Below are 23261 nucleotides of genomic sequence, written 5' to 3'. Positions count from 1 at the left end.
AAGTCCGTGAGGCGGGGATTTATAGATGAAACGCCTCGAAATTACCCGACAGGTGACCAATCCTGCCCGACAAGGTTTAGTCAACCACCGGAAGCGAGTCTTGCGTAGTCATTAGAGATGATGGCACGAAGCGTAGACAGCGACTGCTGAAGGTATGCTATTGAGCCTCGAAACTGTCCACGATGTTGAAGCTTTAGCTGTTCGAAAAGCTAAGGCAACATCAAACCTGCGTTACAGACGAGTGGGGGCGATTCGACCGGGGTCTGAGAACATATCAAAGGCAGATTGGGGTAATACGGGAACGCAGGAGAGCCTAACGTCTCCGAACGGAAGTCGGTTTTTTTTAAAAAAAAAAGGATTTACCGAACAACAAACAATCCAGGTATCCAAGGTTTGTATTACCACCTCGCGATACGCTAAGAAAAGGTAATACCGGGAGGTATCCGCATCGAGAGAAATCGAAGATAAGGAGAAAGACGAAGGCAGTCTTAGCATCCTCATAGCGAAACCGTAAATAGAGGAACCGTATGCGGGAAATCCGCTCGTACGGATCTGTGGGGGAGCGGGGAGGCAACGAACCGCTCTACCCGGAACCTATTTATGGAGGATTTATCTAAGATTTATGCGTTTATTAGCAATAATTAACTAAAAATATGATGATAACCAGAATGTTTTGGGAAGAATTGAATTGCTCTCTTATGAAAAAAAGGATGCCATTTGCAAAATCGCCACGGGTTTCCATGAAAAGGAGATAGAATTCCATAAGCAGGAAGGGGACAAATAGAGGTTGTGTTGCGAGTTTGCCCCCGATGCGTTTCACAGATTGTGGGTTCATGTGTAGTTATAAAATTGGGGGAAAGATAAGTTTTTTAGCATTTAAATTTAACTACTTAGTATAAGGCGCAAACGCAAATAGGAAGAGAAATTGCAGAACTGCATTGTTGTGAATTGATGAAATACTATTGAGGATTGGATATATTCTATTAATCATCTAAACCCAAAAAAGCCTCCAAATCTTTCGACTTGAAGGCTTTAAAGCTTGCGGACCGGACGGGACTCGAACCCGCGACCGATGGATCGACAATCCACAATTCTAACCAACTGAACTACCAGTCCGTTGAGAGATACTTCAGGTACCTCCCGGGGGCATAAACAATACAATGGATGCTTTTGGGGCTAACATTATCCAGTCATAGCTATCTGCGCCTTTTGCTACAAATACTCCGCTACAACCTTCAAAAATGAGGTAACAAACAACAAAAAGATAACTTAAGCTTCGGGGTTACATCCCCAGGAGATTCCATCTTTCATTTCCTCTCCCGTTGATAAAACAAAATTACCACCGCGCTGCGCAGTCTTTCTACGCAGTAAAAAAAGAACAAAAAAAAACTTCAGAAAAAATCTGAAGTCCTTAATTATCAATCTATCGAATCAAAATACGCAATCACCCGCTCCTCACTCGCCCTTCGCAACTCCACCTCCGCACCATATATCTCCTCCCTCAACTGCCTATACAACTTCACCACCTGCCTCAATGCCGCATATATCTCTTCCCTGTCATACCCCGCCAGTGTCGCCTGCAATCCCGCTATTTCCTCCGCCCGGCACAACGTTTCTACCCTCCTCAACCGCCTCGGCTCATTCCCGTTTTTTATATGCATTAATGGCCCCAACACCACATTACGCATATACCCCAACGACTCCAACGCCTCAAAATACTCTCCCCGCCCCACTTTCAGTAACGTATAATGTATCCATATCCAAAACCTGTCTTCTATCCACTGATACGCAGGATGTGGAAAATGCGCAGTCGTCTGTTCCAGTACCTCCTGTAACCGCCCTCCTTTATCCAATAAAAGCACCGGATCCTCCACCCTTTGCCCAAACTCTTCCAGCGTAACAAACTTTATATCCACATGCAACAAAGGCGCATCATACAAACAAATTAACAACCTTGGCTCACCCAAATGCTCCCCTGTAAACGCATTGAGCAAATGCCCAAACCGCTCCGCATACCCCATCATCATTTCCTTATTGCCTCCAATTGCCTCCCTCGTCACCAATACAAAATCAATATCAGAATATTCATCCAGCTGACCACCTATCCATGACCCCCCAGCTGCCAACCCTACCACAACATCATCGGCAGATAGCAGATCTACTACCCGGTCAGCAAATTGTTGAAACGTTGTTTGTTTTTCCATTAAAGAAAGATACAAATAGATACCCAACTCTTGTCACAATAAATACAATCAATTGCACCGGCGGCATCTCCACAAACCCCTGATCCACCAAAGCCGTACCCGGAAAAAAATACGCCGCCACCTGTCCCAACCAGTAAAATCTTACAATCGGCACAGCCATCTTAAAATCACGCTTTACCCATATACACCACTGCGTCATACCCCACCACAGGTGTTTCCTTCTTTAGATCCACAAATTGAAAATCAAGCTGATTAGCAGCATCCTGCTTCAGAATATCAACCGATATGTAGGAATATTTGCTGTAGAATTCGAAAATATCTAATCCGCCTTTGACCGCTATTAGTCATTTTTCATAGCTTCTTCTTTCGCTGGTTAAAAATGGAATATAGAAGTCAAACAACCATTAGAAACCCGTTAATTCCGCCTGAAAACACCTTCCTGCTGGATCCTTATCTTTATCTCTCACTATATATATTTCTATGGCAAAACAAACTTGCATCCTCACCTTCAGCCGCCGGTTAGGTAAAAAGATCGGTGTAAAGCGCAAAACGGACTTTTTCCTTCGTAGCCTCCCCGAAAAGGTGTGTCAATCCCCCGGTACCAAACGTGCTGCTCAACGCTTCGGCATGGCCAGTTCTACCGCCGCCTTCATCAGGAAGGCCATTGTCCCCATCCTGGATTTCACCTGCGATGGCGGTCACGTCAACAGGCTGACAAAACGACTCATTCCCTCAGGAGGTCAGGACATAAAAGCTATCAAAGGGTACCGCTTTACAAAAAATAAATATAATAAAGAAGGGATGATCATTGCTGTAAGGATTGATTTCACCACCAGAAAGGTAATCGGTACCGGCATTTTTACCGCGGATGAAAAGATTTGCATTCCCGGAAATGGGACATTAATTATTGTAAATGGAGCAGGAGAAATCATAGACATACAGGAAGAGGAAATACCTGTATTAAATGCCTCCATATATATTGCACATATAACAATGCCTTCGAAAAATACCCCCTTCACCCAAAGAGAATAATCCCCATCCCGCCAAACGAAATATATACAAGTGAATCCAATCAAAAAGAAACATACTTTACATTTGCAGGCAAGCCCTGTCCCTCACTCATTCCCCAAACATTCCTGATTCCCGCAAAAACCTCTATATTCTACCTCCACCTCAAGTCCACGTTCCTGCCGCTGCTATATCTACCACCTGTCGTGCAATCACTACAAAAGGCAGAAATACCCCTGCTCACAGCAAAGAGTTCCAGGCAATGCCCAAACTACCGTCGGCCTCCCAGCCCTCACGATCTTGTGCAATGCAAATTGACTGGTTTAATCGCTACAAAAACCGGCCGAAGCTGGAAGTTTCATTTTACCATAACGGGCGGCACTATACATACTGGACATTATTTGATACAGGCAGAGATGGCACGATGCTGATAGGAGAGAACTTTACCTGACAAAAGAGGAATTGGGCTCAATTACATGAATTACAAATGCTTAATGGCAAAATGATTGTCTGGTTGGACGCGGAAATAGGAGGGGAACGATTCAAAGATATTGTAACGAATACTGCTAATCCGGCAACACCGCAGGGAAGCTGTACACTATTGGGAAACCAGTTGTAGAATCATTTCAATGTGATCCTGGATAACCAGCAGAAGAGGATGTATCTGAAATTGAATAGCAGGAGGGAGGAACGGTATTCGGATTATAAACAGTAGGAGGAGATGATGATGAAGAAACCCGATTGATATGCAAAATAGGTATTTCACATAATTTGAAGCTTTTGAAAAAGCTATTATTCCCGTTCAAACTTCACCTTATCCCCGACATTCAAAACACCATTTTCAACCAACACTGTTACATATGTTTGATTGCCTTCCTTTCGCACGTCCACCACATTCCCTCGGTACACATCAGACATATTCTCCTCTTGCTCATCAGACAGATCTTTCTTCAGCGATTCCGCCGGATTCCCCTTCAGCACGTCCAGCACATTCCCCTTTAGCACATCCGCCATATTCCCCTTCCGCAAATCAAAAAACGCAGCCGGTGAAGCATACTCCACACCACCCCCATTTACAATATGTATCACCTTATCAGATAACTTCACAATCTCTTCCACATCATGACTCACCATAATAGTCGTCAAATGATATCTTCTATGCACATCCTGCAAAGTCTCCTGCAATGACAGCCGCAGCTCCCTGTCAATCGCCGACAAAGGCTCATCCAATAATAACAGCGCTGGCCTTTGTGCAATCGCTCTCGCCAGTGCTACCCGTTGCTTTTGTCCGCCTGAAAGCCCCTGTGGCTTTCTCGATGCCAGCTTGGTCAACCCTGTTACATCCAGCAATTCATCTACAATACCCGTAGGCTCGTTTTTTTTCAAAGCAAAAGCAATATTTTCCCGCACAGTCATATTCGGAAACAACGCATAATCCTGAAACACCATGCCGGCATTCCTTCGCTGCGGACGCACATTTATTTTACGACTACTATCAAACCACATGGCTCCCTCCACACTAACACTCCCACTATCCGGGTGCATAAACCCCGCCAGCATTCGCAATATACTCGTCTTACCAACGCCTGAAGCGCCATATAAACTTACAAACTCCCCTTTTTTTAATGCCATATCCAGATGAAGAAGCAACTTTCCATCAGCAGTATGTAAATGCTTTTGCAACGATAATTTTACCATAGTAAAATGTTTGATCTATGCTATCCTCGCCTCAATAAATAATACCTCTATACCTCACCTGAAAATAATCACTCCTCTCATCCTCCCTAAATAACACCTCTATACCTCACCTGAAAATAATCACTCCTCTCATCCTCCCTAAATAATACCTCTATACATCACCTGAAAATAATCACTCTTCTCATCGTCCCTAAATAAACACCTCCACTAAAAATAATCACTCCTCCTCATTCTCCTATTCACCAGATACATCCCCAACAACACCACAAACGAAATCCCTATCAACACCACCGCATAAACATTCGCCTCCCTGTAATGAAACGTATCATTTAAATCATAAATCGCAATCGCCGCCGTCCTGGTCCTCCCCGGAATATTCCCCCCTACCATCAACACAATCCCAAACTCCCCCACCGTATGCGCAAACGTCAAAATAACCCCCGTCAACAAAGACGACCTGATATTCGGCAACAACACCCTCCTCAATGTCTCCCATTTCGACTTCCCCAACGAATAAGCCGCCTCCCCCAAACTCTCCGGCAATGAAGCCAACCCCGACTGTATCGGATGCACCATAAAAGGCAAACTATACAATAAAGACCCTATCAACAATCCCTCAAATGAAAACGCCAGCCTTACATGCATATACTTCGCCAAAAACGCCTCCGGCCTGAAAGCCATCAACAAATAAAACCCAATCACAGAAGGCGGCAATACCAACGGCATACTCACCACCACTTCCATCACCGTTTTAAAGATCGAAGGCTTTTGCGTCAACCACCACGCTATGGGAATAGCAATAAAGAATAAAATAACCGTCGTAAACAGTGCCAGCTGTAACGTCAAAATTATAGGTGCTGCCTCTATCATTGTACAATATATCCGAATTGCTCAAATATTTTCTTTGCCTGGGCCGAATACAGGAAGTCATAAAACTGCCTCGCAGCCGCATTGTCCTTCAATAAAACCGCCGCTTGTTTAAAAGGAGGATAATCCTGCCGCTTCACCTCCATCCATTTACCTTTCCCCTTCATCGCATCAGATATCACAATAGACTTCGCCGTAAACCCAACTTCCGCATTTCCCGAAGCAATAAACTGGCTCGCCTGCGTAATACTCTCTCCCGTTACCAGTTTCCCCTCCACTGAGTGAATCAGCTGGTATTTCTTAAGAATAACCATGGCCGCTGCCCCATAAGGTGCTGTTGCCGGATTCGCAATAGCAATGTGATGAACCCTGTCAGCACTTAGCAACCGCATATCCGGAGTTACCCCGGGTAAGGTCGTCCATAACACAAGGATCCCCTGCGCATAAGTCCTTGGTGGTGCCACTGCCAAACCAGCAGCCTGTACCCTGGCAGGAAATGCCGTATCCGCAGATATAAAAATATCAAAAGGAGCCCCTGCAATGATCTGCTGGGCCAACTTTCCCGAAGCGCCTGATACCACCTCAATTTCAGCCTTATTCCCCTTGTTAAAGGCCGTCTTTAACGCCTCAATGGTATATTGCATATTAGCCGCGACAGCCACTATTATCTTATTTTGAGCCTGCCCACCTACAGTAATGAAAAACGCGCAGACGAGAAGGAGCAATCTCAGTTTCATACTTAAATTTACAAATACTTATCGCTAATATCGATAGTTACCATTGAAAAAAAGAATATGACATCTTATATTGTAGCATACATTTTGCGCAATAAGCGCAAAGAAACATCAGCAGAATGAAAAGTATAAAAATCGTTGCGAAGTTTAAAGTCACTCCTGCCAACAAAGAAGCAGTATTAGCCAGTATTTTGAAATGTGCCGAACTGTCAAGGGCCGAAGACGGAAATATATACTATGACGTGACAGCACATGTGTCAAATCCTGACATAATAGTCATTCTTGAAGAATGGAAATCTCAGGCAGCTATTGATTTTCATAATTCTACCGCTCACTTCAAAGAACTGGTGGAAAGCATAGCAGGCAAAGCCGAAATCACTATCGATGTCCTGACCCTGATCAATTAAATGTACTTTGAACCCCGCGGCTGACGTGGGGTTCAAAATTTTACTATATTAGTAGCATGGATCATCAAGCATACCCCGAATTAAAATCCCTTTTGAAGCTGTTTCTGATGCTGCTATTATTCATGATCATAATCGGATTAATAGGTGGCTTTTATGTGGGTTTTTCTAAAACTCCTTTAGACCCGTTAACCAAATCTTTCATCAACCTCATTTCTTATACAGCGGCTATGATCGCTACCATCTGGTATGCTGCAAGACTAAGTAAGAAAGAACAGCCTGAATCATTTGAATTGGGTTTTAATAAGATACAGCTTTGGTTGATTCCATTATTAATCATCAGCACGATAGCATTAACGGTAGGGTTAGAACGGGTATCTTCGCTGGTGCCTATGCCTGATAGTGTTGCTGAATTCTTTGATGATCTCTTTAAGAATGATATCTTCTCCATCATCATGATATCCGTTGTCGCACCGATATTGGAAGAAACACTTTGTCGTGGTATTGTGTTAAAAGGCTTATTGCAAAATTATTCCCCCCGCAAAGCAATCTTATATTCAGCATTGTTTTTTGCATTGATACATCTAAATCCGTGGCAGTCTTTGCCTGCTTTCTTTGCAGGGCTATTCTTAGGATGGGTGTATTATAAAACAAGATCTGTCATACCCGGGATTATTGTACATGCGGTAAGTAATACCACGTTTGTATTGTTCTTATTCCTGCCAAAGGCCCAGCAGGATTATTTAGGTTTGTTAGGGTTACCCCTATATTTAGTCGTGTGTGTATTGGCAATAATAGTGTTTGTAGCAGGGTGCATGCTAATTCAAAAAAGGGCGAAGGTGGTCTGAATTTGCTCGTAGGGCCCATCAATTTAAAAGAGAAATATGCAAACAAATAACTGTCAGTTCACAAGAAATATATTCAAACAAATACGAGTCAATACATTCACACCCGTTTATTAAACTGCTCTGCCAAAAAAACAAAAAAGCACCTTTCTCTGATCAAAAAGACGATTTTTGTTTTACCTTAATGCCATGAAAAATACATGGGACGACAAAGAAGAAAAATTTTACGAAAGACAGGAATTCATGGCAATAGACTTTACTGAAACGCCACTAAAGAATTGGGAGTTCTACAAATGCAAATTCGACAAATGCATTTTCAGTAATTGTGATCTCTCCAATACCACCTTCGAAGACTGCACTTTTGATGGCTGCGATTTTTCTATGGCAGTAGTGAAGAATACCGGGTTCAGAAGTATTGTCTTTACCGAATGCAAATTGCTCGGTGTGAACTTTGCTCTATGCAGCAAATTGCAGTTCTCTTTTAAATTTGAAAAATGTAACCTGAACTACGCTATATTTTTAGGCAGAAACCTGAAGAAGACTCCTTTTATAGAATGTAGCCTGAAAGAAGCAGATTTTTCAGATGCCGACCTCTCCGAATGTAAATTCACCCAATCAGATCTCACGCTCACCAGGTTTTCCAATACCAACCTGGAAAAGACTGACTTCAGGGGCGCAATGAATTTCTCCATCGAACCTGAATTTAATAAGATGAAGAAAGCAAAGTTCAATCTTTTCCAGCTAGAAGCATTGCTCTACAAATATCAATTGGATATTGATTAAGATCTCTTCAGGAACTCCGCCGGTGTAAAGAAGAAATTAAACCCCGGTTGATCAGCAACGCCAATGCTAATGTTGTGTAAACGCTGGTCTGTTTGCGACAAAAATATTTTCCTGATATATCATGGCTGTCATCTGACGGCTTTTTCAGTTTTTATGTTTCTTTTGGTGTATAACTTAGCTCAAACCTCACTCTATCCTCCTCGATCAGCCTTTTTAACTCACTTTCATCTGGAAGATAAAGCCGATACCTGCTGGCATATAGTTTTTCATTTTCTGCCAATACCGAATACTTTACAATAGTTTCATCCTTTTCAGTACATAAAATGATTCCGATAGTTGGATTGTCATCATCTCCCTTTTTTAAATCATTATACATCCTTACATACATATCCATTTGCCCAATGGCTTCATGGGTGAGTTTGTGTGTCTTTAGGTCTAGGAGAATAAAACATTTAAGGTAGTAGTTGTAAAATACAAGGTCAATGTAAAAGTCAGACGTATCAGTAACAATATGCTGCTGTCTTGCGACAAATGCAAATCCCTTTCCAAGCTCCATCAAAAATTGTTGTAAATGACTAATAAGGGCAGATTCAATTTTAGTTTCTGTGGGGACTGTACCTGACGGGAATCCTAAAAATTCGAAAAGATAAGGGTCCTTTATAAAATGTGTTGTCTCTGTTGATTTACTTTCCGGGAGTTTAAGTAATCTTCCTAAATATTGGCTATCAATATTTCGTTGTAATGTGCGGCTATTCCAATTCCCTTCAATGGCATGACTGATTAATTGAAGTCTAAGTGTTTGATTTTCAACTCTGCTAATGATTCGATAGTGCGTCCAGCTCAATTCAGGACGCACTGCGTCCCAAATCTCAAACGCAAGAAAGAAATTTCGCATATTTCTGAGGTTGCTCTCATCAAAACCTTTTCCAAATTCTGAGGATAGTTTAGTCGCGAGACTTTTCAAAACCCTTTACCATAGGCTGCACGGTTTTTCCCATCCTGCTCATCCTGAATGATTAGCTTCCCAATTTCCCAATACGTTTTTAATAATATAGTATTAGTACTCTTATAAACAGTTGCCCTTGCTTTAACTATTATTTGAGCAATAGCATTATATAAAGAGTGGCTTTGACTTTCAAGATTATTATTCATCTATTACTGTAGTTTTTACTATAACCGATCACAGTCAATATTACCCGAAATTATTTCATTGCCGAATAACTAACAAGTAGTAAATGAAATTAATTGAGGTTTTAAATATTGATTATCAATATGATTTTCTGTTTTTTCTATCAGTCCCTCCCATATTCTCCAACCTACACCTCAGAATTAAAATCTTTTTCTTACTGCGGCCATATCGCCGTCATTCTGATTATTTTGGTGCCGACAGCTCCACGTCTCACTAAAACTTAACCTATGAAAAAGTCACTGTACTTTTTACTGATCCTATGTTCTTTCGTAATCAAAACCTATTCACAAAGAACATATTACATCGACTTCGGCCCAAATGATGTTACCAACGGTAACATCACCACCAGTCCCGATGTAAATGGCTATTACTGGAACAACATCACCAACACCAGTACAACCGCCGCTTCGGTATACCTGGTCACCAACAAAAATGCATTATCCGGTGCATTACTCAACATCACCTCCGGCTTTAGCGCCAACGGCATTAACAACGGCGGCCTGCTATCACCCAGTGCATCTCTCCTGGATGATCTCGCTATCAACACCGCCACGCAGGATTATTTTTATACTGATAATACCGCGAGCTTTATCATCAAAGGACTGGATGTAAGCAAAGGATATGTCTTTTATTTCTTCGCTACCCGAAATGATCCTGAAGTACGCAAATCGAATTATACCCTTGTCGGCAACACCACCTACAGCGCTACCTTACAAACCTCAGGTACGAATCTGGGCGGAACCGGCTACAATGGTAACAACAGCACCATTCTCGCCACCAGCACCCTTACGCCCGATACAAAAGGCCAGATCGCCATTACCGTAAAAAGGGAAACCGGCACCTTCGCCTATATCGGCGCCCTCAAAATAGCGGAAGTCCAACTACCTGTTACCGCATTAAAAACGACCTATATTGATTTCGGTCCCAATGATGTAACCAATGGTAACATCACCACCAGTCCCGATATCAATGGCAATTACTGGAACAATGTAACCAATACCAGTACTACTGCCACCCAGGTAAACCTTGTAGATAAAGTGAATGCATCAACAGGTGCATATGTTAAAATCACTTCCGCATTTTCTTCCAATGGCATTCAGAATGGAGGCCTGCTATCACCAGATGCCAGCCTATTAGGTGACCTCGCCATCCCCACTGCCACCCAGGATTACTTTCACACCTCTGCGTCTTCCAGTCTTTCAATAAGAGGACTGGATAAAACCAAAGGCTACGTTTTTAATTTCTTCGGTACCCGCAACGACCCTGAAAAAAGAGTAACAGGATATTCACTGACAGGTGCTACATTCTACGACGGTCTGCTGCAAACCTCCGGATCCAACCTGGGCGGAACTGGATACAATGGCAATACGAAAACCATCCTCACCTCAGATATAATCATGCCTGACGATAATGGTCAGATAAACCTTACCATGACCCGATCTGAAGGCACCTTTGGCTACCTGGGTATCCTGAAGATCAACCAGGTCAACCCTGTTACCTTTGAGCCATATTGCACCACAAAAGACGCCAGTCGCATCGCCATCATGGGATCTTCTGTTCCCTCAGGCACAGGTGCCACCAACAACCAGGGATACGCCCAGTTATACGCTCAGTTACTGACTACCAGGGCCAACAACGGTACCGGTCAAACCTGGAATGTATCGAACATATCCGTTCCTGGCAACAACACCATTAGTGTGATCAACCGGTGGGATAAAGACTTACTACCCATCTGCGGCAAATACGTTATTTACGCCCTCTCTTTAGGAAATGAAGGTATCACCACCGGTGGTCAGGCGATCTTTGATCAGTTCAGAGACAATATGAAATTGCTCATTAACAAAGCAAGGCAACAAGGCATTGAACCCATCGTCACCAATTGTTACAGTCGTGAAGATTATACGGCTACAGAATACAATTACATCAAGCAAATGAATTTACTGATTCATTCCTGGAATGTAGCAAGTATCAATTTGCTGGGTGCACTTGACAATGGAGCAGGTAAATGGGCCACCGGTTATAAATATGATGACCTGCATCCCAATGATGCGGGGCATCTTGAATTTGAATATGCAATCGTTCCTTCTTTGTTCGATGCTTTAAAAGCAGGAAAGACACAACCCTACCAGATAAATGGTACCTATTTAAACTTAAGCCCCTCGACTGGCTACAAGCTTCAGATGAAGCCTGAGGAAACGCTTCACTCCTTTACCTACTCTTTTGATATCCAAACATCTTCCACCGGGCAGTTAGCAGAACTAAGCACCACTACTGGTTTAAAAACCTTAGTGATCAATAGTGCCGGAAAGCTGGACTATTCATCAGGTATTGCAGGTACTACAGTTCTGACCGACAACCAATGGCATAAAGTGACACTCACCCATTACTATGCAATGGGGAAAACACTATTATACATCGACAAGGTATTACAGGGCTCAATTGCTGAAAAGCTCGTGACCACTGCCTTTGATCTGAATGGCTCCACTGCACCATCTGCAAATTATCGCACGTTACTCTTCTACCGTTCTGGTATGACACCAGAAGAGATCAATGCCATGGTAGATGGTAATCTTCTAAAATCAAGTCTTGAAATTTATTCCCCCCTTGATGGCGGCAATGCAGATCCAATTATTAATTTCGCCCAGAGCACAAACAAATTAAAAAAGGTAAACATCATTGCAGGTACCTATTATCTTCAAAACCGTTTCAGCGGACTGTACATGGATGTGGATGACAGTCAGATTACGCAGGATGGTGGCAATATCCAGCAATGGGGCTTTTTGAATGGTACGAATCAGCAATTTACCTTTACGCACTTAGGTAATGAAGTCTATAAGATCATTTGTGTAAATTCCGGAAAATCAGTAGATGTGTCAGGCCTGAGCACCGCAGATGGTGCCAATATACTGCAATGGAGTTATGTAGCCGGCACCAATCAACAGTTTTCGATGGTACCTGTGGATAACGACTATTATAAGATCATACCACAGCATAGTGGTAAATTGGTAGAGGTATCCAATTTTAGTACGGTGAATGGAGGAAATGTACAGCAATGGTCAGATGCAGGTCAACTCAGTGGCCATTGGAAACTCGTTCGGCCATCATTGGCAGCAACGGCTACAATGGCCAGCGTAGCGCATAAAGAGGGCCAGCCCGGAATTTCAGTATATCCAAATCCTGCTGTGAACACACTTTATATAAGTGGGCTAACGAATGCGGTTAGTATTAAAGTATATAATAGTTCAGGGCAATTGCAGTTATCCGCTTATGGAAGATCTATAGCTGTTGGCCAGTTGGGTCCTGGCGTGTATTTCGTGCACCTGGGATCGAAGGTATTCAAATTTGTTAAACAATAAAATACTAAAAGGGTGTATCAGAATTTCTGATACACCCTTTTAAATTATTCAGTTCCCGTATCATTTAATTGAACCTTGACCGAAACTCCAATGGAGACATACTCGTCTTCTTCTTAAACAATTTATTGAACGATTGTGGATATCCAAACCCCAATTCATAAGCAATCTCTGCAACCGTTAATGTCGTTGTACTAAGATATTCCTTTGCCTTTTCAATCAGTTTATCCTGAATATGCTGCTGAGCACTTTGTCCTGTCAGCGTCCGAAGCATATCACTCAGATAGTGTGGTGAAAGACGCAGCTTATTAGCCAGATATTCCACACTGGGAAGGCCGTTTTTTAACGTTTCTTCATTATTGAAATATTCTTCTAACAATCCTTCCATCTGCGTAAGCAAAGTATGATTTGTCGCTTTGCGAATAAAGAACTGTCGCTCGTAAAAACGATTGCTATAATTTAATAACAACTCCAATTGCGCAATAAGAATATCCTGTGTATGCCGGTCAATATGCTGATACTCTTGTTCGATCTTGTGGAAAATATTTATGATATCTTTCTCTTCTCTGTCCGACAAATGCAATGCTTCATTCACCGCATAAGAAAAGAAACCATATTGTTTTATCTTCCCGGACAGCGGAGACCCCAACAAAAAATCAGGATGAAACAACAACGCATACCCTGTGCCTGTTTGCTGACTATCCATAGCAAGCTCACCTACGCTAATCGACTGTATCTGTTTGGGCGCTAAACAACTCAACACACCCTTATCAAAATCAAAATATTGCTGACCATATTTCACCTTGCCCTGCACATTTCTTTTCAAAGACACACTATAAAAATCGAACAGAAAATTCTCAGCAAAGAAATCAGCCGTCAGTCGTATATCTTCCACCCGAATCACACTGATCAGTGGATGCAATGGATCTGGTAGCGATAGCAACCTATGAAACTCAGATATGGAATGTATGCTTTTCATGCTACTACAAAAGTACACTATTAAAGAACGGCACCAGTTTACCAAGCGCTTCAGTAGTAGCAAAAGGCTGATCATATAAATCATAATGACCCGCACCCTGCACTACATGAATACTTTTATTGACAGCAGCAGCCTTATTATACAATTCAAATCCATCTCTGTAAGAACCAAATGCACCGACTTTATCTCCAACTATTACCATAAGCGGCTGTGTCAGCAACTGATCTGCAAGATGAAATGCATCAAATGCAATAGCGGCTCCCATACCTGTAAACCGCAACTTATTACAGGAATTTGGATGTTCTCCTCTAGGCGTTCTGTAATAATCGATGGCTGCTGCCATATCCACTTCTACAGGCCCAGCCTGCTTCGCTTCTTCAATAGATGCCGGTGTCCATTGCGTGATCAGCGGTTCTGCTCCGTTAGCTTCTGCAGTACGTTGTTGACCCACAGCCTCCAATATCTGTAATGCATTCAACTCCCGGTAAGCACGGCTAAAATTCGCCGCAACCACAGTGCCTACTGCTTTAATCCGTTTTTCAGTTAAGGCAGCATTTGCCGCATAGCCACCACCTGCACAAATGCCCAGTACGCCAATACGATCATTAGCTATAAATGCTATAGTGGTAAGATAATCCACCGCACACCTGATATCTTCCACCCTGGTAGCAGGATCTTCAAGATACCGTGGTTCGCCGCCACTCTCCCCTTGAAAAGAAGCATCGAAAGCCAGTGCTACAAACCCTGCCTGCGCTAGTTTTTCTGCATACAGACCGGCCGTTTGCTCCTTTACACTACTTCCCGGATGCACGCATATAATAGCCGGATATTGATGTTGCGCATCAAAATTCTCAGGCAGATGAAGATTGGCTGCTACCAGCCATGTGCTGTTCTTAAATTTTACTGATTGTTGCATGAATGCAAATTTCCCTAAAGACGGAGAATGCGATGTTTCCAAACCGTGTAAAGGTGTATCCAAATTACTTGCAAGTCATATGCAATTTTATGATGACGAGTTTACCTGAACTTCACTTCAAATAAATAAGGCCATTGTTTTCCGGTTATCAGAAAGCTGGCCCTTGCACTATCATAAGCGATGCCATTCAATACGTCTTCATGAGGGTCAGGCAGCTGATCAGGATTGAATACCTTGCCACCATGCGCAAAGATATCCGTCAGGTCTGCTTTCGCAACAACGCGTCCACTTTCCGCATTAATCTTCAAAATATTATTGGTCAGAAACTGGTTGGCGTAAATAAACCCATCTACATATTCCAATTCGTTGATGTTAGTAACCGGACCGTTCTGATCGGTCACACTAAGTGTCTTTTGCACCTGTAGTGTATTTGGATCCAGGTATTGCAGATTGGAGGTGCCGGTACTGGCTATGAGACTTTTTCCGTCGTGCGTCAATGCCCAACCTTCTCCGGGCCATGGGTATTCAGCTATTTTTTTAAAATCCTTCAGATCGTAAACAAAGATCTTATTACTACGGTAGGTAAGTTGGAATATTTTGTTGTCGAAGATCGCGATGCCTTCTCCAAAAATAGATTTGTCAATATAATGCTCTCTGATTGGCTTACCGGTAGTGAGGTCTATTTGGGCAAACTTACTAAATCCTTCACGGCCAGTACTTTCAAATAGTTCGTTGTTGTGGACTAATAGGCCTTCTGTATAGGACGTTGTGTCGTGAGGGTATACATTTAGGACGGTATACTCCATAAATGCGGGTAAACTATTTTCTTCTTTCGGCTGATTGTTGTTATCACAGGCAGCAAAAAGGATGGTAATGGCTATGGTCAGTGATCTAAAATTCATAATTCCAGACTTTAATTATCCTAAAGATATAATATCGGCTCAAAATACAAAGCCCCCGGATCTTTTGACCTGAAGGTTTAAAGCTTGCGGGGGGCACAAAGTCGAACCGGTTTACGGATAGTTTGTTTGAAATTTTGACATTTTTTGATGAAACACACTGCATTGTTTGTCAATAGTCTATTTGGATATTAATAGTATCTCTGCCTGTCACTTCTGACTTACATGAATGTAATTTGAAATGCCCTGGTACAAATTGAATTCGCAGTTCACTCCCGGATATCAGTCGATTGTTAAACAGATCTTGTATAGTAAGACAGCCTGCAGAGATCAAAACGGGTAGTCAGAAAAATTGGCTAAATTTGATTTATACATATTGTGCTATGAATAGTGTATCGTTTAATGATCTTGACAAACACTTCGCCTCCGGGTCTTCGCTTGAACTAAAGGCCTTGTTACCAGCCGGTATTCAGGATGAGATCGGCCATTTCAATGTCTTTAACATGTCAAAGATCCGGCAGACCGTTCAGGATATGCCGACCCAACCTTATCAATGCCGTACCTTTTATAAAGTCAGTCTGTTGGTAGGCCAATCAAAAATTGGCTACCCTGATGGCATTAGAAGCCTCTCGCAGCCAACATTGATATTTACGACACCCAAAAGCCCTATAACCTGGTTGCCGATGGAAAGGCAGTCGGGCATGTGTTGTGTGTTCACGCCAGAGTTCCTTCATCCAACCAGGAGTGGTGTAGTGCTGGACGAACTGCCGATCTATAAATCACCTGAACATCCTTTGTTCTCGCTGGAGAAGGGGGACGTGAAAATAGTGAAGAGCATCTATGAAAAGATGCATACCGCTATCACCTCAACTTATGCTTACAAATATGACCTGCTGCGTACTTATACACTTGAGCTCATCCATTTTGGACAACAGTTGCAGTCAACGATAATGGCTCACCCCAATCACAGCAATTTCGCACGCACAACGTCCCTGTTTATTGAGCTGCTGGAAAGGCAGTTCCCACTGGACAATCCTCATCAGGAAATCAAATTGCGAACTGCCGCAGACTATGCTAACGAGCTCAATATACACGTCAATCACCTGAATAAAATATTAAAAGAAACCACTGGCCTGACAACATCTGCATTGATAGCCGGAAGGATCCTGAAGTAGGCGCAGATCTTACTACGTCAAACAAACTGGACTATTGCGGAAATCGCTGATAGCCTTGGATTTTCAGACTTTGCGCATTTCGCAAAGTTCTTTAAGAATGAAACCTCTATTCCCCCGGGTACGTATCGCTCCCAGGCAAAAAGTTTGAATTATACATAAAATGGATTGCTGATAACATAGGCCCCATCTGGCAATTACCGCAATTTTGTACTGTCTTTTAATCAAAAAATACGACAAATGAGCACATCAAAAATTGCGTTAATAACAGGCGGAGGAAGGGGTATCGGTCAGAATATTGCAGTAAGCCTGGCACAGAAAGGCAACGATATCATTATCACTTATGTTAACAACAAGACAAGTGCGGAAGAGACGATAGCCGCTATTCATATGCTGGGCCGTAAGGCTATAGCCCTGCCACTCAATACGATGGACGTTAAAAGTTTCGAAGCCTTTGGAGTACAACTAAGCAATGCACTGGACACCACATTTGGAAGGACTCACTTTGATTTCCTGATAAATAACGCTGGTACCAGTTATAATGCGCCCATTGAGGCGACCACAGAAAGCAAGTTTGATGAGATGATGAACATCCATCTGAAAGGCGTTTACTTCCTCACTCAAAAAATGTTACCACTTTTGCAAGATGGCGGAAAAATTGTAAACATTTCATCTGCTGTATCGAGGATCTCCTACCCGGGAGTTTCAGCTTACGGAATTATGAAGGGTGGCCTGGATGTATATACCAGGTATCTGGCTGCTGAACTTGGTTCAAGAGGCATTACAGCAAATGTGGTGGCGCCGGGAGCTATCTTTGGCGGTGCTGCTATGGAGGACAGTCCTGAAATGCGCAAATTTGTAGAAGGTATCACGGCACTGGGGCGTGTCGGCCAGCCTGATGATGTAGGTGGTGTAGTGTCTTTCCTTTGCAGTGATGATGCCAAATGGGTGAATGGACAGCGGATCGAGGTGACTGGTGGCGTGGCGCTGTAATTGTATTTAATGTGAATAAACGATATAGACTGCTATATGTAATATAACAATGCCGGAGACAAGATCTCCGGCATTGTTATATTAGTAGGGTGACAAACAATCGAGATGGGACTATGTCATTTACAGGGAACCTCTTCAAAGCCTGCCCTCTAATGCATAGTCGCTGACCATATCGTAATGGGTATGGAGCCGCTTCCCGCAAAAAGTTTGAGCTGTTACGCATAAGTATCCGGAAAAGGCGCATAGTAGTTTTGTAGGGTCAATAAGATGACCACTATAAAAGATAAAAATGACAGTTTTAATGACTGGTACCTTCTCCGGGTTACAACATATCCGCAAAATGGATGACAATTAATTGCAAGTTTAGGCAGGCGAATTAACAGCTTCTTCCGTATTCAGTATATCTGTAACCGTCTGGTGCAACTGCGTTTTGGTAAATGGTTTTTTGAGAAAAGCATCAGCACCATTTTCCAGCGCTACATCCTGAGCGGCCGCATCAACACCAGAGATCATGATCACTTTTACAGTAGGATGTTTATTTTTTACAAAGCTAAGGAAGAAAGCAAGACGAGGTTTAACTGCTAAAGAAGTTGGTAGCCAATTAATAGAAGATATTGCCAGATATCAAATGCATCCCGATTGTGAAACACTTTTATGCTTTGTTTATGACCCAGAAGGCCTTATCGGAAATCCTGCAGGAATAGAAAATGATTTGAGCAAAGATGATGGAAATATCAAGGTGAGAGTATATATAAGACCTGAGGATTAGTAAGAACCATGGTACTCAATTAGAAATCATTAAGGCCTATAAATAGGCAAAAAGCCTCCAAATCTTTCGACTTGAAGGCTTAAAGCTTGCGGAGAAAGAGGGATTCGAACCCCCGGACCTGTTACAGTCAACGGTTTTCAAGACCGCCGCATTCGACCGCTCTGCCATTTCTCCGCTGCAAATGTGAAAAACTGAATGAAAATCTCCAAATATTTTTTCAAAATGTGTAAAACATTTTTCAAATATCTCCCAACAATACTCCCAAAGACTCCTACAAATCACTCCTCAAAACCGCTCCACTACTAGCATTTGTCACCAAAGCCCTATACTGCCTCAGCCATCTTGTTGTCAACACCTTTTTTACCACCACAAACTCCTTTTTGCTCTTTTCTATCTCCTCATCCTCCAAAATATACCTGTCCACATTTCATCTCCATCCTTCAACAACCCTATCATCCCCCTCCGTTGACACATGTCCAATAGACACTCTTCTGGTAGCCCCACTAAACTTCCTATTCATAATCAACGCACAGAACTACCCACCCCCCATAATCAACTCGTCGGCATCAGCATCTCCTGCATTCCAGTCCCGTCTTTCGGCCCCTTATACCTGATCTATCTATCCTTACCAGGAGTTTGGGTTTGTGCCTCGTACGCTGAATAATGTTTCCAAAGTCGTTACAGATAGTGGTTTTATCGCCACCATTCGCCTGAATAACGGATTGGAACCTAATGCAATAAAAAAAGCCCAGGCAGTAGTCATAACCCGCCATATGCATTTGCCACAGCGGTTGCTAAAACAATCAGACCGTAAGTTATTTCCTAATAATAAATGCCTCCTTATTCGGAAACTTCTCGACAATACTTTTTGATGTGCCAAAGTTGGCTTCTAATATATCTTTTGGATTTCCGCTCAACCACATACTCAAATCTATGGCTTCATAATTCCCACTATTAAACCCTAATAGTACAATCAATTTCTCCTCTCCTGTATTCTTAATATAATGTCCTGCACCCATTGGTACATATCCAATATCTCCTGCCTCAAACTGATCTTTTACAAACTGTCCCTCCGCGAGAAACACCCCCATCTCCGCATTCCCCTGAATAAAATACTGCCACTCATCAGCATTTGGATGCCAGTGCAACTCTCTTAATCCACCTGGTTCAATTTCAAAAACAGACCCTGTAATCGTTCTGGAAATCGGAAACTCCTGCTGTGTCACCACTCGCTGTGTACCTGCTCCTGGCACTAATTTAGGCATCTGTGCACCTAAAGGATATCGATGTGGAGAGGTCAGACTCACATGCTCTCTTGCTACGGCCAGTCCAGCGCCCACATCCGGCAACTTCCCTGGTGCGAAGTATACTTCTTTCTGAGGTAGGGTAGCTACTTCATCCAGCGTCAATCCAAGATTCTGTGCGGCAATTTCAGGAGGTACACTGGATACAAAATCGGTGATACTAAAAGTGTGGTCTTCAGAAAAGTCTCCATTATCAAAGATTAAAATAAAGTGACAGGGCTCCTGACTAATACACTGCAATACATGCCCATAACCTCGTGGAAAATACCACACATCACCGGGTCCAAACAGATCGATGTATGTTTGACCGTTGGGATCGATTGTCGTAGTTCGTACATTTCCTTTAATCACATAAGCCCATTCTGCGGCATTGGCATGCCAGTGTAATTCCCGCATAGCGCCGGGTTCTAAATGCATGCTCACACCAGCTAAATTTACAGAGGCAGGGAATTCCTTTACAGAGGCACCACGGGTAATGCCGCCTGGTGAGGTTCTTGGGGACTGCTTTTCTAAAGAGTATTTGAATGTCATGGTTGTTGGATTTATGGGGTGGATGCTACCAATATTATGCTATATATGGATGAGCTACGATATTCATAAGGTGGAAGTTCCAATGATACTCCAAAAAAAGGCCCGCGCACTGCGCGGGCTCTATAAAATATGGAATCGACTTACTAAAGCTTATCGGCTTTCATTTGTTGAAGCCCTAAAATCACGTAATCAAGTGTATCTTCCTCTTGCTCGCAAAGTAACGCAATCGCTGCTGAATGCTTTCTCACTAATTCCTTGTACGCAAGCGTACTCAATTGATTATTATGCACAGCACGTTTTGCTGCAACCTGTGAGATTTTACGAGAAAATTCTTTGCTTTTGGGACGGTTTTTACTTGTATTACCTAACTTTCCTCTATGATTTTCTACTTTTGACATATTATTAGTTTAAGTTTATTATTTCGAATCTGAACATGGCTGCAGGATTATCTCCTTCCAGATTAACGGTAACATATGGTTGTCCCAATTCGACATCTGTGGAAATAGCTCCGAAACTTTTAAATAGATCATTCCTCTGGCATCTTAGGAAATAATATGTCAAACTCGGATCATTTCCTAAATCGTCGAAGATCATACCTAACGGTACATAACGTCCTGACTGGTTATATCTCCTGAGAGCCCGAATTGTAGCCTGGCGTTTAGGCAGAGCGGCTAGTGTAAGATGCACCTCATAACCTACCCTTTTTAGGTCTTCGGCTGTTCTGGTGAGTTTTTCTGCATTATTACCTATTGAGGGTATAACGATATTGTAACCTTTCTCAATTGATAAGGTTTGCAATGGTTTAATTTTCTTAGGATTATCCCGAAACCCAGATGTGATTTGTCTGGATTCAAGATGCACAAGCGACGCCCCCCATGGTAATTTATGAAACTCAGGCAACTTCCTCTTCGCATAATCCGAATCAATAATGATCGCATGATTTTTATCCGCAATCATATTACTAATCCCTGATTTCCCTGAAGCCGGCAACCCAATGATAAGAAACGCCTTCTTTTCTGCCCATACCCCCGTCGTAGGCAAAGCACCACCTTTCCCCAAACATATCTCATCATCATCATCCAGCCTTACCATCGTTATCAATTCATCAATAATTTGCTTCCTTAGCGCCCACCTTGCCGCCTCCGTTTTATAATTCCGATCACGATAATTATCGTACATCAATGTATGTACCCCTGGATTATCATAGTCAATCAATGCCTTCTCACTGCTCACAATTTTAAAAGCAATATCTCTTTCATCTTCTTCCGGTTCAAACTCCAACACAGTAGTAAGAAAATGATCCACCTGATTAATATCTAAGAGTAACCTTGCGTATCTACCCATGATATTTGGTTGAATTAATTTACTACAACTGTATTACTTTTTTCTAAACCTGTACCATATAAAAAATCCAATTGAGCATTGATACTCCAAAAAAAGCCCGCGCACAGCGCAGGCTTCCAACCTCTTTAAATCATTTTACGCCTCCTCCAATCATTCCAAAATCCGTCACCAACCAGCCTATCTTCCCCTCTTTATCATACCCAATATAACCCGCATTAAACCCATCTCCCCATCCGGAACTAAGCAATGCAATCGTATGCCCATCGAATTCCTTCATCAACCACGACCACGTATTCTTATAACTTTCCTCCATCTCCTTTGTTGCCGAAGCCGATAATTGCGTATCCCGCAACTTTGTTTTCTGATTTACTCATTTTGAAAATTGTTTTATTGGCATGAGTTACAAACTGGCGCCAGCGTGGGGCAATTATTTAGACAAATAGCTTAGACCACCATCAACAAGGAGCTCAGCACCAAGCATAAATGAAGAATCATCAGAAGCCAGGAAAACAGCTGTTTTGCCAATGTCAGATGGTTGCCCAATTCTGCCGATAGGCATTACATCTGCCCAGTATTTTTTTACAGCTTCAAGTTGTTCTGCAGGAATAAACCGGTCAAATACAGGTGTATCTGTTGTGCCTGGTGATATTACATTTGCTCTGATTTTTCTACCTAAAAGGTCGTTTGAAAATCCCTTTGCAAAATGGATGACAGCCGCTTTTGCAGCACCATAAAGCGTAAAGGACGGATATGCCCGGTGTGCTGCATTTGACGCGATAAGAATAATAGAACTACCATCATTCATATAAGGTAGTGCTTTATGAACAGTGAAGTAAACACTTTTCAGATTTAAATCCATTGTCTTGTCGTAGTCAGCTTCACCAATATCTGCTACAGAACCAAATGCTGACCCTGTAACTGCACCTCCTGCATTGGCCACAATTACATCTATTTTACCAAATCTTTCAGATGTTTCTTTAAACACTCTTTCCAGGTCGGCAAGGTTGGTAACATCGGCATTCTTGGCTATAAAATTATCTCCAAGTTGAGCCACAGAACTATCTAAAGTTTCCTGATTTCGGCCGACAATGACTCCTTTAGCACCTTCATTTTTAAATTCCCGGGCAATGCCAAATCCAATGCCACTATTACCACCTGTAATAACTGCTACTTTATTTTTTAATCTATTCATTATTTCGTTTTTATTGATTGAGTGTCAAAGGTAGACTACCTAAGTTCTTTTTAGTAACTTTGTGCTGAAAAGTAACA

At 42.4% G+C, this 23261-nt stretch carries 23 protein-coding genes, 2 tRNA genes and 1 pseudogene; 9 read left to right on the top strand and 17 right to left on the bottom strand.

What is annotated here, in order from left to right; all coding sequences use genetic code 11:
* Positions 1-1042: 1042 nt before the first annotated feature.
* Both SIO70_RS30345 and SIO70_RS30340 read right to left on the bottom strand, forming a co-directional pair.
* A tRNA-Asp gene (locus SIO70_RS30345) sits at positions 1043-1116 on the bottom strand.
* A 302-nt stretch (positions 1117-1418) separates the two neighbouring features.
* Complete coding sequence (locus SIO70_RS30340) at positions 1419-2204, bottom strand: nucleotidyltransferase domain-containing protein (protein ID WP_320577237.1); 786 nt, start codon at positions 2202-2204, stop codon at positions 1419-1421.
* 480 nt (positions 2205-2684) lie between these two features.
* Here SIO70_RS30340 and SIO70_RS30335 point away from each other — a divergent pair, with 480 nt between their 5' ends.
* Positions 2685-3236 carry a hypothetical protein gene (locus tag SIO70_RS30335; protein ID WP_320577236.1) on the top strand — a complete coding sequence of 184 codons (552 nt, stop codon included), beginning with the start codon at positions 2685-2687 and terminating at the stop codon, positions 3234-3236.
* Positions 3237-4004: 768 nt separating this feature from the next.
* Here the strand turns inward: SIO70_RS30335 and SIO70_RS30330 are convergent.
* The 3 genes from SIO70_RS30330 to modA all read right to left on the bottom strand — a co-directional run bounded on the left by SIO70_RS30330 (position 4005) and on the right by modA (position 6514).
* Positions 4005-4910, bottom strand: a complete 906-nt coding sequence (locus SIO70_RS30330) for an ABC transporter ATP-binding protein (RefSeq protein ID WP_320577235.1) — start codon at positions 4908-4910, stop codon at positions 4005-4007.
* Positions 4911-5117: 207 nt separating this feature from the next.
* A complete protein-coding gene (gene modB / locus SIO70_RS30325) occupies positions 5118-5780 on the bottom strand; it encodes a molybdate ABC transporter permease subunit (RefSeq protein WP_320577233.1) in 663 nt (220 codons plus the stop codon).
* Positions 5777-6514: a molybdate ABC transporter substrate-binding protein gene (gene modA / locus SIO70_RS30320; RefSeq protein WP_320577232.1), complete on the bottom strand. Its 738-nt coding sequence runs from the start codon at positions 6512-6514 to the stop codon at positions 5777-5779. Before modA ends, modB begins: the two co-directional genes overlap by 4 nt.
* 116 nt (positions 6515-6630) lie before the next feature.
* Here modA and SIO70_RS30315 point away from each other — a divergent pair, with 116 nt between their 5' ends.
* From SIO70_RS30315 to SIO70_RS30305, 3 genes are all read left to right on the top strand, one after another.
* On the top strand, positions 6631-6918 hold the full coding sequence (locus SIO70_RS30315; RefSeq protein WP_320577231.1) for a putative quinol monooxygenase: 288 nt from the start codon (positions 6631-6633) through the stop codon (positions 6916-6918).
* Positions 6919-6974: 56 nt separating this feature from the next.
* Positions 6975-7763, top strand: a complete 789-nt coding sequence (locus tag SIO70_RS30310) for a type II CAAX endopeptidase family protein (protein ID WP_320577229.1) — start codon at positions 6975-6977, stop codon at positions 7761-7763.
* A 186-nt stretch (positions 7764-7949) separates the two neighbouring features.
* Complete coding sequence (locus tag SIO70_RS30305) at positions 7950-8543, top strand: pentapeptide repeat-containing protein (RefSeq protein ID WP_320577227.1); 594 nt, start codon at positions 7950-7952, stop codon at positions 8541-8543.
* A 151-nt stretch (positions 8544-8694) separates the two neighbouring features.
* Here SIO70_RS30305 and SIO70_RS30300 read toward each other — a convergent pair whose 3' ends face one another.
* Together SIO70_RS30300 and SIO70_RS30295 are read right to left on the bottom strand one after the other, a co-directional pair.
* The gene (locus SIO70_RS30300) at positions 8695-9204 is read right to left on the bottom strand and encodes a PDDEXK nuclease domain-containing protein (RefSeq protein ID WP_320582077.1); all 510 of its coding nucleotides are present in this window, start codon (positions 9202-9204) and stop codon (positions 8695-8697) included.
* Between the two features lie 111 nt (positions 9205-9315).
* Positions 9316-9695, bottom strand: a pseudogene (locus SIO70_RS30295) (DUF1016 N-terminal domain-containing protein); the annotation flags it as partial.
* A 264-nt stretch (positions 9696-9959) separates the two neighbouring features.
* Here SIO70_RS30295 and SIO70_RS30290 point away from each other — a divergent pair.
* Positions 9960-13088, top strand: coding sequence for an RICIN domain-containing protein (locus SIO70_RS30290; protein ID WP_320577225.1), 3129 nt, complete (start codon positions 9960-9962; stop codon positions 13086-13088).
* A gap of 64 nt (positions 13089-13152) precedes the next feature.
* On the opposite strand, the gene SIO70_RS30285 is transcribed toward SIO70_RS30290, so the two are convergent.
* The 3 genes from SIO70_RS30285 to SIO70_RS30275 all read right to left on the bottom strand — a co-directional run bounded on the left by SIO70_RS30285 (position 13153) and on the right by SIO70_RS30275 (position 15882).
* Complete coding sequence (locus tag SIO70_RS30285; RefSeq protein ID WP_320577223.1) at positions 13153-14064, bottom strand: helix-turn-helix transcriptional regulator; 912 nt, start codon at positions 14062-14064, stop codon at positions 13153-13155.
* A gap of 4 nt (positions 14065-14068) precedes the next feature.
* On the bottom strand, positions 14069-14980 hold the full coding sequence (locus SIO70_RS30280; RefSeq protein WP_320577221.1) for an alpha/beta hydrolase: 912 nt from the start codon (positions 14978-14980) through the stop codon (positions 14069-14071).
* A 101-nt stretch (positions 14981-15081) separates the two neighbouring features.
* Positions 15082-15882: a glutaminyl-peptide cyclotransferase gene (locus SIO70_RS30275; protein ID WP_320577220.1), complete on the bottom strand. Its 801-nt coding sequence runs from the start codon at positions 15880-15882 to the stop codon at positions 15082-15084.
* A 380-nt stretch (positions 15883-16262) separates the two neighbouring features.
* Between SIO70_RS30275 and SIO70_RS30270 the strand changes: the two genes are divergently transcribed.
* The 3 genes from SIO70_RS30270 (at position 16263) to SIO70_RS30265 (ending at position 18044) form a co-directional block, all read left to right on the top strand.
* Positions 16263-17054 carry an AraC family transcriptional regulator gene (locus tag SIO70_RS30270; RefSeq protein ID WP_320577218.1) on the top strand — a complete coding sequence of 264 codons (792 nt, stop codon included), beginning with the start codon at positions 16263-16265 and terminating at the stop codon, positions 17052-17054.
* A gap of 6 nt (positions 17055-17060) precedes the next feature.
* Entirely contained in the window at positions 17061-17213 is a 153-nt protein-coding gene (locus SIO70_RS33600) for a helix-turn-helix domain-containing protein (RefSeq protein WP_414017946.1), read from the top strand.
* Positions 17214-17291: 78 nt separating this feature from the next.
* Entirely contained in the window at positions 17292-18044 is a 753-nt protein-coding gene (locus SIO70_RS30265) for an SDR family NAD(P)-dependent oxidoreductase (protein ID WP_320577216.1), read from the top strand.
* A 363-nt stretch (positions 18045-18407) separates the two neighbouring features.
* Here SIO70_RS30265 and SIO70_RS30260 read toward each other — a convergent pair whose 3' ends face one another.
* Positions 18408-18557, bottom strand: coding sequence for a hypothetical protein (locus SIO70_RS30260; RefSeq protein ID WP_320577215.1), 150 nt, complete (start codon positions 18555-18557; stop codon positions 18408-18410).
* Between SIO70_RS30260 and SIO70_RS30255 the strand changes: the two genes are divergently transcribed.
* Positions 18556-18813 carry a hypothetical protein gene (locus tag SIO70_RS30255; RefSeq protein ID WP_320577213.1) on the top strand — a complete coding sequence of 86 codons (258 nt, stop codon included), beginning with the start codon at positions 18556-18558 and terminating at the stop codon, positions 18811-18813. The two genes, SIO70_RS30260 and SIO70_RS30255, sit on opposite strands and share 2 nt — an antisense overlap.
* 89 nt (positions 18814-18902) lie before the next feature.
* Here the strand turns inward: SIO70_RS30255 and SIO70_RS30250 are convergent.
* From SIO70_RS30250 to SIO70_RS30225, 6 genes are all read right to left on the bottom strand, one after another.
* Positions 18903-18987, bottom strand: a tRNA-Ser gene (locus tag SIO70_RS30250).
* A 641-nt stretch (positions 18988-19628) separates the two neighbouring features.
* A complete protein-coding gene (locus SIO70_RS30245) occupies positions 19629-20648 on the bottom strand; it encodes a cupin domain-containing protein (protein ID WP_320577211.1) in 1020 nt (339 codons plus the stop codon).
* Between the two features lie 143 nt (positions 20649-20791).
* Positions 20792-21046, bottom strand: a complete 255-nt coding sequence (locus SIO70_RS30240) for a hypothetical protein (protein WP_083729923.1) — start codon at positions 21044-21046, stop codon at positions 20792-20794.
* Positions 21047-21050: 4 nt separating this feature from the next.
* Positions 21051-21992, bottom strand: coding sequence for a zeta toxin family protein (locus SIO70_RS30235; protein WP_320577208.1), 942 nt, complete (start codon positions 21990-21992; stop codon positions 21051-21053).
* Between the two features lie 130 nt (positions 21993-22122).
* Positions 22123-22344 carry a DUF4241 domain-containing protein gene (locus SIO70_RS30230; RefSeq protein WP_320577206.1) on the bottom strand — a complete coding sequence of 74 codons (222 nt, stop codon included), beginning with the start codon at positions 22342-22344 and terminating at the stop codon, positions 22123-22125.
* A gap of 75 nt (positions 22345-22419) precedes the next feature.
* Positions 22420-23184, bottom strand: coding sequence for a glucose 1-dehydrogenase (locus tag SIO70_RS30225; RefSeq protein WP_320577204.1), 765 nt, complete (start codon positions 23182-23184; stop codon positions 22420-22422).
* Positions 23185-23261: the final 77 nt, after the last annotated feature.

Source organism: Chitinophaga sancti (assembly GCF_034087045.1).
In the GTDB taxonomy this organism is placed as follows: Bacteria; Bacteroidota; Bacteroidia; order Chitinophagales; family Chitinophagaceae; genus Chitinophaga; species Chitinophaga sancti_B.
Note: the sequence above shows the minus strand (reverse complement) of the source record. Positions and strands in the feature narration are given on the sequence as shown.

Bases quoted from the DNA above. Each gene is read 5' to 3' on its own strand.
- SIO70_RS30340 (WP_320577237.1), bottom strand. From the start codon at position 2,204: ATGGAAAAACAAACAACGTTTCAACAATTTGCTGACCGGGTAGTAGAT.
- SIO70_RS30335 (WP_320577236.1), top strand. From the start codon at position 2,685: ATGGCAAAACAAACTTGCATCCTCACCTTCAGCCGCCGGTTAGGTAAA.
- SIO70_RS30330 (WP_320577235.1), bottom strand. From the start codon at position 4,910: ATGGTAAAATTATCGTTGCAAAAGCATTTACATACTGCTGATGGAAAG.
- modB (WP_320577233.1), bottom strand. From the start codon at position 5,780: ATGATAGAGGCAGCACCTATAATTTTGACGTTACAGCTGGCACTGTTT.
- modA (WP_320577232.1), bottom strand. From the start codon at position 6,514: ATGAAACTGAGATTGCTCCTTCTCGTCTGCGCGTTTTTCATTACTGTA.
- SIO70_RS30315 (WP_320577231.1), top strand. From the start codon at position 6,631: ATGAAAAGTATAAAAATCGTTGCGAAGTTTAAAGTCACTCCTGCCAAC.
- SIO70_RS30310 (WP_320577229.1), top strand. From the start codon at position 6,975: ATGGATCATCAAGCATACCCCGAATTAAAATCCCTTTTGAAGCTGTTT.
- SIO70_RS30305 (WP_320577227.1), top strand. From the start codon at position 7,950: ATGAAAAATACATGGGACGACAAAGAAGAAAAATTTTACGAAAGACAG.
- SIO70_RS30290 (WP_320577225.1), top strand. From the start codon at position 9,960: ATGAAAAAGTCACTGTACTTTTTACTGATCCTATGTTCTTTCGTAATC.
- SIO70_RS30285 (WP_320577223.1), bottom strand. From the start codon at position 14,064: ATGAAAAGCATACATTCCATATCTGAGTTTCATAGGTTGCTATCGCTA.
- SIO70_RS30280 (WP_320577221.1), bottom strand. From the start codon at position 14,980: ATGCAACAATCAGTAAAATTTAAGAACAGCACATGGCTGGTAGCAGCC.
- SIO70_RS30275 (WP_320577220.1), bottom strand. From the start codon at position 15,882: ATGAATTTTAGATCACTGACCATAGCCATTACCATCCTTTTTGCTGCC.
- SIO70_RS30270 (WP_320577218.1), top strand. From the start codon at position 16,263: ATGAATAGTGTATCGTTTAATGATCTTGACAAACACTTCGCCTCCGGG.
- SIO70_RS30265 (WP_320577216.1), top strand. From the start codon at position 17,292: ATGAGCACATCAAAAATTGCGTTAATAACAGGCGGAGGAAGGGGTATC.
- SIO70_RS30255 (WP_320577213.1), top strand. From the start codon at position 18,556: ATGATCACTTTTACAGTAGGATGTTTATTTTTTACAAAGCTAAGGAAG.
- SIO70_RS30260 (WP_320577215.1), bottom strand. From the start codon at position 18,557: ATGATCTCTGGTGTTGATGCGGCCGCTCAGGATGTAGCGCTGGAAAAT.
- SIO70_RS30245 (WP_320577211.1), bottom strand. From the start codon at position 20,648: ATGACATTCAAATACTCTTTAGAAAAGCAGTCCCCAAGAACCTCACCA.
- SIO70_RS30240 (WP_083729923.1), bottom strand. From the start codon at position 21,046: ATGTCAAAAGTAGAAAATCATAGAGGAAAGTTAGGTAATACAAGTAAA.
- SIO70_RS30235 (WP_320577208.1), bottom strand. From the start codon at position 21,992: ATGGGTAGATACGCAAGGTTACTCTTAGATATTAATCAGGTGGATCAT.
- SIO70_RS30225 (WP_320577204.1), bottom strand. From the start codon at position 23,184: ATGAATAGATTAAAAAATAAAGTAGCAGTTATTACAGGTGGTAATAGT.